We start from the raw sequence: 9,150 nt of genomic DNA, 5'->3' as shown, positions 1-9,150 counted from the left end.
GACCTCTGCTGAGACCCCGCTCCGGCTTGCACCGTCGCCCTTTCAGGCACAAGGCGGGGCGTCCCCAGGTAAGGGCCGCACTCCTTCATCACACAACCGCCGCATTTACGCCACTTCTCCTTGACCACAAGGGCTTTGCGGTTTCTCGCCCGTTCGCCCTGATCGGCAGCGCCTTCTATGCGATTCGTGTCCCTCGGCTCATGATTTATGCTCCACGCTTCCTTCCCACACTCGGTTGCTCTCATGCAGTTGCGCTTCACTTCGCTCACTGTGGTCAGCTCGCGGCGGGACTTTCACCCACAGGAGTGCGCCCATGCTGGGCGCACGAAAAAAAACCAGGCACGGATGCCTGGCTTTTTCTGGCTACGCCAGCTTAGTGGGTGTAAGCGGCGCTAAAGCCGATCGTGCGCAATTGCGCGCCCCAACCGTCGCGCCAGTTGACCGGCGAGTCCTTGTTAAACACGTTGTTGACGTACAAGCTCAGCTTTGCGTGCGGGATGCCGCTGTACGTCAGGTTGTAGTCCGTGGTGGTACGCGCCTTGACGCGTTCGCAGGCGGCCATGTTCTCAGCCGAGACCTTCTGCGTCACACAGTAGGTCGGCGAAGCGTCATTGTTGTTGCTATAGCCGCTCAGATAGTTCACGGTCACGCCATTATCCCAGTTGCCCTTCTTCCAGGCGGCGCGCACTTTCGTCCGCAAGCGCGAACCGAAGTCGTAGTTGCCGGCGGTGTTGTCCGCGTATTTTCCGTCCGCCTGGCTGTAGGACTGGTAATTGAGCGTGTAGTTGCCTTCCAGGCGCAGACGCAGGTCGCCGTACTCCTTCAGGTTGAAACGCGTGGCGGCGTCAAAGTCGAGGCCGGACACTTTGGTCTTGCCGGTGTTGACGTACGGGTTGTACACCAAGCCCAGCTTGCCGACGCCACCGTAGTTGATGGTGTTGCCCGGCGCATACTTCTTCACCAGGGCCAGGAACTCGTTGTCGTTGGCGGTGTTGTCCGTGCGGATCAGCTGGCCGGCGGGCAGCGATGCTTCGCCCTTCAGGATGTCGCTGGTCGAACGGGAACCGATTTCGTCCTTGCGCTCGATGTTGTAGTAGTCCAGTGCGAAGGTGGTGTTCTTCACCGGCTCCCACACCGCACCGACGGTCAAGGATTGCGACGTTTCCGGCTTCAGGTCGGGGTTCGAAGCGACGAAGCTTGGCAGCGAGCCCACGCATTCGTTGCCACGGAAGCTGTTGGCCTGCGCCTTATCGGCGGCGGTCGCGTTCGCGCTGCCCTGGATCAGGGCGTTGAGTTGGTTGGCGACTGGGCAGCGGCGCAGATCGACCACACCGGTGGCCACGGAGCTGCGTCCCAAACCGTTCCCCGATTCGACGATGTTCGGCGCGCGGAAGCCGCCAGCGGCGGTAGCGCGCAGCAACAGGCTGTCGAGGGCGTTGATGCGCAGGCCGAGCTTGGGCGAGACGTGGGCCTCGGCATTGCTGGTCTTGTCGGCACGCAGGGCGGCGCTCACTTCGACCCGCTTGAGCACTGGGATGGTCGCTTCGCTGAACACGGCGTAGTGGCTCACGGTGTCCTTCACCTGCAGGCCGAAGATGCCCACCATATCGCCCCTGAGCACGTTGACCGAACTCTTCATCTCGTAGTGTTCGCGGCGGATGTCGGTGCCTACTGCGACGCTGAGCGGGCCAGCCGGCAGCTGGGCCACCTGGCCGGTGATGGTGCCGTCGATGAATTGGATGCGCGCCTGGCCTTCGGTGGTGCGGACCGGGAACATCGCTTCGAGCAGGGCCGCGTCGTTCTGCTGGCCGAACTTGTAGGTCTTGTTCACGATGGCGTCGGTGTAGCCCTTGGCGCTGACGGCGCGGGTAGCCTTCGTGGCCGTCGAGTCCATGATGCCGGCAGCCGATTTCCAGTCGTAGTTGCCGAGCGTGCCGGTCAGGGCCAGCATCACGCGCGACTGCTTCGATTCGGTGCTGTTGAAGTTGAAGCCGTTACCGGTGTCCATCAAGCGGGCACGGTATTCGACCGGGGTGCTGTACCGGTTACTCGGATGGCCCACCGGCAGTTTCGGGTACGAAAACGGGCCGACCATCTTGCCGCCAAGCACGTTGTACCAGATGCTGCTGGAACTGGTGGCGCTGCCGTTGCTCGCGTTCAGCGGCGCGACGAGGTAGCTGTTGGTGGCGCCGGCCGTCGTGATTTCGACGTTGGCGTCGATGGACGAGCCGATGCGGAAGTCGGTGTTGCTCACCACTGCCCAGCGCTTGTTGTTCGTGGTCAAGCCGCTATAGGGCAGCACATCCCATTTGCACTGCTTGTCGACCGGATCGATACTGTTTGCCGGGCAACCTGGCGCGGCCACGATGTTGGTACTGCTCAGGAAATAGTTACCGGTGGGCGAGAACGAGCTCGGGGCATTGTTAGAACGCAACGCTGTGAAACTTTTTGGACGGAGTTCAGTGGGAAGGATCGGCCGTGGGCGCCGGAAAAATCGCACCGAAGCAAACACTTTTACTACTGCTGGTTCTAAGAAGCGCCGCTCTTATGGTGTTTGCGTAAGAGACCTGACACCAGCTTTTGGAGCAGCCTTCAGTAAGCGTCCAGGGAAAAAACGCTACACTTTCAAGCTTTACAACTTGAAGTCTGCTTGCCATGCACCCGTACCCTCTGCGCCTGCTCCCTGGAGACGACCTTCGGCTTGCCATTGAGGCGACGCTGGCGCGGCAGCGGGTCAGCACCTGCACATCTCGGTCGCCGACGCGCAAGGCAGCGTCGTCGGCGGACATGTCGCCGTCGGCGGTATCGTGCGCACCACCGCCGAGATTTTGCTGGCGCTGCTGCCTGACCATGCATACAGCCGCAAACCGGACCACGCTTCGGGCTACTGCGAGCTTGTCGTTCGCCCCCGTTCAACGTAATCCCTCACCTTAAGGGTAGCCATGCACCTGCGTTTCCTGACCGCTGTTTTCGTTGCGCTGGCGTTGCACGTACCGTGCTCCGCGCTGGCAGAACCGAGCATCATCTACGTGGTGCGCCACAGCGAGAAAGCGCCGGATGGGAAGGACCCGGAGCTCAGTGAACAAGGCAGGGTTCGCGCGCAGAACATCGCCGCCACACTGCACCGCGCAGGAATCACCAGCATCTTCAGCAGCACCACCACGCGCACGCAGCAGACTGCGCAGCCGCTGGCGCAACGCAGCAAGCTTGTGGTGCGGACGTACGACCCGGGCGCTCCCAAGGCGCTGGTGGAAAAAGTAAAGGCGCAAAGCGGCGTGGTGCTGGTGGTGGGACATTCGAACACGGTGCCGGAACTGGTGCGATTGTTTGGCGGCGCGCCTGGCGCCGATATCGCCGATAACGAATTTGACCGGATGTACCAGTTGATCGTGGGACCTAACGGCGCGGTGATTACGGTGCTGCTGACGTCACTGCCGGCGACCGGCACGGCGCCGTAAGCAGCGCGGAAATCGGTCACCACGACACTCGTGCTCCGCTTGCGCGAGGACGACGGGTCTGACCTAGGTCAGACCACAAAGACAGCCGGTTAGTTCAATCAGATCTTGTGTTCGAGGGTGATGCGGATGCCGCGGTTGCTGCGGGCGCGCGCGCTGCGCAGCAGGCTGCCTTCCTCGTTGGCGAACAGCGTCGCATTGTAGCTGTCCTGATGCAGCAGGTTGAAGGCCGAGGCGCGCAGCTGCGTCGACGCCGACAGCTTCATCACGCCATACACGTCGAGCGTGCGGGTCGGCCAGGCATAGCTGCCAAGGAAAGCGGACAGGTTCACCGGGCCGGCGCTGCGAAAGCCGTAATTGCCGCCGGCGGTTAACCGCTCGCCCACCCGGTAGTCGAATCCGACGTTGGCGCTGAACGGCGTTTGCGCGCCGAGGCGGTTGTGCGGGCCGGGCACCGCATCAAGCGATGACCAGTTGCGCGCGAGGTTGATCTTGACGTCGATGGCCGGCGCATTGGCCATCACCAGCGCGAGCGGCAGCGCCGCTTCGAATTCGATCCCGCGTACCGTCGCCTTGCCGTCGTTGACCGGACTGGCGATCCACACGCCGTTTTCCTGGTACAGGCGGTCGAGCGTGACGTCGTCGATGCGTCGCACGAAGGCGCTCGCGCTGATCATGCCGGACTTGCTGAAGTAATGTTCGTAGGCGGCGTCGATTCCCCACGCCAGTTCGGGCCGCAGCTGCGGATTGCCCTGGCGGTCGGGATTGGTGGGACCGTTGTCGTTGTTGGCGGTGTAGCGGCGCGGGATCAGGCTGGGCGTCGTCGGCGCCTTGTAGGTGCGGCTGACGCCAAGGCGCACCTGGTCTTTCGCCGTGCCGGGCAGCTTCCATACTGTCTGCAGCACCGGACTCCATACGCCGGAGCGGTTGTGCACCGGCTCGACGACGTTGCTGAGGCTATCGGTGTACAAGCCTTCCCAGCGCAGGCCCAGGTAGATCTGCCAGCGCGGCGTGATGTCCCACTCGTCTTGCACGAAGAAGGCCAGGCGCCTGACCTTGGCGTCGTAGGTTTCGTCGAGGTCGACGCCGCGCGGCGCGCCGGCGCCATCGCGGTCATGCTGCAGGCGGTACTCGCCGCGCTCGGTGTAGGCGCCGTCCCAGCCGGCCACCAGGCTATGCCCATCGAAGAACGGGATCGAGTACTTGCCGCTTGATGTCAGCTGGTCGTCGCGCGCTTCGGAGTCGACCGCCCGCTCCAGACTCAGCGCACGGCTGGCGCCGGTGCCCATGAACACGAAGTGCGTCTTGCGGCGCGTGTGGTTGATGCCGGCCTTCGCTTCGATGCGGGCGCCGTCCGCGCCGCGGTGGCTCCAGACCAGGTCGCTGCGCACCGATTCGACCCGCGCGGCGGACGTGAAAGCGTTGTCGGGATAGTCGCTCGGGGCGCCGCGCAGCGTCGTTTCCACGGTATTGCCATGCCGCGCCGAGTCATTGAGCTCGATGAAGCTTTGCGCGCTGATGGTGTCGCCGCCGGCCAGCGTCCACTGCAGGCGCGGCGCCAGCGACAGGAAGCGGTTGCGGACGCGGTATTGGTAGTACAGGTCGCGCCGCAGATTGACCGCGCCATCGGGCCCGGCGCCGGTGACGTGCTCGGTGTCGCCCAGCCCCGACGCCTTCTCCTGCCTGGCCGCGCCGGTGACGTTATATGAAAAGCCTCCGAGCCGGTCGGCCATCTGCAGCGACAGGTTCGGCGTGACGCCGGCGCGGTCGCTGACGACGCCGAACTTCGCTTCGCGCTGGCGCCGGCTGGTGGCTTTCCTGAGCACGATGTTGATGGTGCCGGCGATCGCCTGCGTCCCGTATTCGACCGTGGGCGAGCGCATCAGCTCGACCCGTTCGATCAGCTCCGGCGCGATCGAATCGATCGAGAAACCCGGCGCCACCGGATCGCCATTGAGCAGGATCTGGGTGTAGCCATTGCCAAGGCCGCGCATGCGCACCTCGCCGGCGACGGTGACGCCGGGCAGTCGCTTGAGCACATCGGACATGCTGGTGTCGCCGAAGCGGACGATGTCGGCGTGGCTGATGACGACCTTGCCGGTGGCGTCGCCCTGGCGCTGCCGATCGGGCGAGGCGGTGATCTGCACCGCTTGCATCGGCGCGGAAGGATTGGTGACTTCTTGCGCCGTGGCGGCGGCGGTGAAAACGGCAAAAGCGGTAATCGGAATGAACGTGCGGCTTGCTGGTTTCATCGGGGCGCGAGCTGCTCCAGGATGCGATGCGCCGCGGAGACGCACGAGGCGACGCCGTAGTTGAAGATGGTGGTGCGGCCATCGGAGGTGACCGCGACGGCCGTGCCAGGCGCGTCGTGCTGGGCCATCAGCGGACGGATGGCGGCGTCGGCGGCCCAGCTAGAGAAGGAAAAGGAAGACATGAGGGCAACCACGATGCAACCGCCGAGTTTTGGCCGGGAAATCAAACGCTGCGTCCTTGAATGTTCAGAAGAGAATCATTCATTTTCTCATAAATGTGAACTTGCACCGGCAAGAGTGCGCCCATGCTGGGCGCACAAAAAAATGGCGGGCCGAAGCCCGCCATCTATTGGTCATGCGCTTACTATCAGAACGTCAGCGAAGCGCCGAACGTGATGTAACGGCCAACCGCATCATAGCTTTGCGGGAAGGTATTGCCGCTGTTGCTACCGGTGCTGCCGATGGTGCTGCCGACAACAGGCGGTTTCTTGTTAGCCAGATTGTTGACGCTGACATTCAGGCGCAGATTCTTGTTGACGCGCCATACGCCGCTCATGTCGACATAGTGATACGCGTCGATTGCCGAATACAACGGCAGAAAGACAGGGCCAATTGGCTCTTCAATCACTGCGCTGACATAACGCCAGTTGTAGCCGAGCGAGAACGCGCCCACCGTCCAGTTGGTGCGCTGGTTGAACTTGCGCTTGTAGTTCGGGGCGCCTGAGTTCGCCCCGGCGCACGCCACGCTGTAGTAGCCGAGGCAATCACGATCGAGTGAAGTTGGCGTCGGGAAGATACGGAAGCTTTGCACCTGGTTGACGCCAAGGCTCAAATCGAGGTTGCCGAACTTCGGATCGAGACCGAGAGCGGCGGTGCTCATGCGGTAGGCGATGTTGAGGTCGATACCGCTGGTGCTTTGCTTACCGAGATTCGACTGTGGCGTCTGCACGCCCTTCGACTCGACACCATTGAACGAGCCGTTGATCGTATTGCGCCCAACGAGCGCGCAGGACGCGTTCAACGTCAGGCTTGGGTTCAGCGCCGGGTTGTAGCAGCCTTCGAGGATGTCGGTCGTGCTAGGGCTGGAGATCGCTTTTTCGATGTTGATCTTGTAGTAGTCAACCGTCAGAGCTAGTTTCGGCACCGGCTCCCAGACGAAACCGAGGGTCTTCGTCTTGGCTTCCTCGGGTCCGAGCGCAGGGTTGCCGCCGCTCAGGTTGTTGATCTGGCCAGCCGATGGCGGGGTCAGGGTGCCGATATCGCCGAGCGGAACGCCGGTCAGGCGGCACAGGTTTGACAAGGTGCCCGGTGTATTGGCGGCGCCCTGGTTGACCCGGTTGCCCTGACAAGGATCGACCGCGAGATTCGACAGGCCGGTGACGAGCGGTGCGAACAGTTCGTTCACGTTCGGCGCGCGGGTCGCTTTCTGCACCATGGCACGGAAGCGCAGCGACTGGATCGGCGCCCAGTTGGTGCCGACCTTCCAGCTGCCATAGTCGGACGAGGCACCGGCAGTGGCGAACTCGGTCTGCCGATAGCCAAGCTCGACGCCGAGCGATTTGATGAACGGCTTATCGGCCACCAGCGGCACGGCCGCTTCAACGGCGTATTCCTTCATCGTGAACTGGCCAGAGCGGTCCGGAGTCGGTGCGCCGGTCCCCAGCACTTCCCCCTGGACTTGCGAGGCGCCGTCCGATTGCGTGTTGGCGCCGAGCTTGCGATGCTCGAGCGAGACCGACAAGGCGATCGGCGCGCGGGCGAACGGGCTGACCAGGCGCTCGCCGAGGTCGCCGGAGAACGATACGGCGGCGACATCCTGCTGTACCGATTGCAGCAACAGCGCGCTCTGGTTGATGAATCCGGCCTGCGCAGGGGTGATCGATCCTTCGGCGCCGAATACGTTGAGCGGCACGCAGCCATTGGCGGTATTCACACAGGTGGTCTTGTTCAGCGCGTTGAGCGCCTGGCCCACTTTAGCCAGCGAACCCCAGTTGCGGCGCACCTGCACCTGGTCTGCATTGCCGCGGCTCCAGTAAGCGTCATAGGTCCAGTCGTACGCGATCTCCCCCTTCAGGCCGATCGTGAACTGGAGCGTCTTGTTGTCGAAGTCGTTGAAGCGCGGTCCCAGCTCGGTAATGCGGCGATTGACCAGCAACGGCACCAGGGTCGGATTGCCTTCGACGCAGCTGGCGGCAGGAATACCGCGGCGTTCGCACAACTGCTGGCGCGCGGCCGCAGGAATGTACGGGTTACCGATCGGCACGTTGAAGGTATTGCCGAATGTGCCGGTCGAGGCCAGGGTCGAAGCGACCTTGCTGTTCGTATAGAACAGCTCGGCGTATGCCTCGGCGTGGTTGTTGATCTTGAAGTTCCCCAGCGCGGTCGCCTGGGTGCGGTCGAGACCGGTCACATAATAGTTTGCCGGATTGAAGTTGTACGCCACCACTGGCTGGACCAGTGCGCCGGTGGTCGGGTTGATCTGGAATGCGCCTGTCAATGCATCGGTACCGCCAACACCCTTGCTGGTCTGGAATGCCGATGGCACGGTGGTGCCGGAGCCGCTCGGTGCGCCGGTGGTCGAGCTGAGGCTGGTAACTCCGTATGGGCGCGCGCCCTGGGTCAGCGGGTCGGCGACGGTCTTGCCGACACTGAGGACGACGTTGCCGCGGTTGTCGGCCAGGTTGGCGCCGATGGTCAGGTCGGTACGGCGGCGCTTGGTGTCGCGCTCTTCCGTGGTGGCACCGTACGAGGTCGTCAGGTCGACGCCGGTGAAGTTGCGCTTGAGGTTAAAGTTGACCACGCCGGAGACGGCATCGGCGCCGTATACGACGGACGCGCCGCCGGTCAGCAGATCGACACGGCTGAGCAGAGCAATAGGAATCGAGTTGGTGTCGACGGTGCCGCCGAGGTTGAACGGGACCAGCCGGCGGCCGTTGATCAGTACCAGCGTGCGGTTGGTGCCGAGGCCGCGCAGGTCGATGGTGGCGCCGCCGCCGGTGCCGTTATTGGTGCCGGGACCGACCGCAGGCACTGCTGCCGGCAACCCTTTGAAGAATTCTTCCACCGCGATCGGCTGCGAGGTCTTGATTTCCTCAGCGGTAATCGACGAGATGGGGCTGTTCGAAATGGTGCCTGGCGTGGTGATCCGGGTACCGGTCACTTGCACCACTTCCATTTTTTCCTGTGCATACAGCGGCTGGGCGACGACCGCCATGCCAACGAGCACACTGCCGGAAAACATCAGTCGCATCGATCGCGACAACACCTTTTCTTGAATCATTGATAGCCCCTGGAAATATTATGGTTTTACTTTTGTCGCAAGGATCACTTGCTGCAAAGGCAATTTTTATGTTTCTTCCCGCATCGGGAAAGAAGTTAACGATAAAACCATAGCCGTGAGGAAACTGTCAATTTATACGTATGTTGTTACATTCTAAGTATGC

Annotated in this window: 5 protein-coding genes and 1 pseudogene; 2 read left to right on the top strand and 4 right to left on the bottom strand. The window is 62.6% G+C overall.

The genetic code is table 11. The annotated features are described in order from the left end of the window. Window positions 1–373: 373 nt before the first annotated feature. Complete coding sequence (locus ACP7DD_RS23630) at window positions 374–2,434, bottom strand: TonB-dependent receptor domain-containing protein (RefSeq protein WP_426177450.1); 2,061 nt, start codon at window positions 2,432–2,434, stop codon at window positions 374–376. Window positions 2,435–2,732: 298 nt separating this feature from the next. On the opposite strand from ACP7DD_RS23630, the pseudogene ACP7DD_RS23625 reads away from it, so the two are divergent. Next, window positions 2,733–2,921 (top strand): annotated as a pseudogene (locus tag ACP7DD_RS23625) (PCC domain-containing protein); the annotation flags it as partial. Window positions 2,922–2,942: 21 nt separating this feature from the next. Next, window positions 2,943–3,458, top strand: coding sequence for a histidine phosphatase family protein (locus ACP7DD_RS23620; RefSeq protein ID WP_426177448.1), 516 nt, complete (start codon window positions 2,943–2,945; stop codon window positions 3,456–3,458). A 98-nt stretch (window positions 3,459–3,556) separates the two neighbouring features. Here the strand turns inward: ACP7DD_RS23620 and ACP7DD_RS23615 are convergent, their stop codons facing one another. The 3 genes from ACP7DD_RS23615 to ACP7DD_RS23605 form a co-directional block, all read right to left on the bottom strand. Next, window positions 3,557–5,707, bottom strand: coding sequence for a TonB-dependent receptor plug domain-containing protein (locus tag ACP7DD_RS23615; protein WP_426177446.1), 2,151 nt, complete (start codon window positions 5,705–5,707; stop codon window positions 3,557–3,559). Beyond that, the gene (locus ACP7DD_RS23610; RefSeq protein WP_426177444.1) at window positions 5,704–5,889 is read right to left on the bottom strand and encodes a hypothetical protein; all 186 of its coding nucleotides are present in this window, start codon (window positions 5,887–5,889) and stop codon (window positions 5,704–5,706) included. The genes ACP7DD_RS23615 and ACP7DD_RS23610 overlap by 4 nt, the downstream gene beginning before the upstream one ends. Before the next feature lie 185 nt (window positions 5,890–6,074). After that, window positions 6,075–8,948: a TonB-dependent receptor domain-containing protein gene (locus tag ACP7DD_RS23605; protein ID WP_426177443.1), complete on the bottom strand. Its 2,874-nt coding sequence runs from the start codon at window positions 8,946–8,948 to the stop codon at window positions 6,075–6,077. Between the last annotated feature and the right edge of the window lie 202 nt (window positions 8,949–9,150).

Source organism: Massilia sp. TWR1-2-2 (assembly GCF_049897565.1).
Taxonomy (GTDB): Bacteria; Pseudomonadota; Gammaproteobacteria; order Burkholderiales; family Burkholderiaceae_D; genus JAFCUW01.
Note: the sequence above shows the minus strand (reverse complement) of the source record. Positions and strands in the feature narration are given on the sequence as shown.

Bases quoted from the DNA above. Each gene is read 5' to 3' on its own strand.
- ACP7DD_RS23620 (WP_426177448.1), top strand. From the start codon at position 2,943: ATGCACCTGCGTTTCCTGACCGCTGTTTTCGTTGCGCTGGCGTTGCAC.
- ACP7DD_RS23615 (WP_426177446.1), bottom strand. From the start codon at position 5,707: ATGAAACCAGCAAGCCGCACGTTCATTCCGATTACCGCTTTTGCCGTT.
- ACP7DD_RS23610 (WP_426177444.1), bottom strand. From the start codon at position 5,889: ATGTCTTCCTTTTCCTTCTCTAGCTGGGCCGCCGACGCCGCCATCCGT.
- ACP7DD_RS23605 (WP_426177443.1), bottom strand. From the start codon at position 8,948: ATGTTTTCCGGCAGTGTGCTCGTTGGCATGGCGGTCGTCGCCCAGCCG.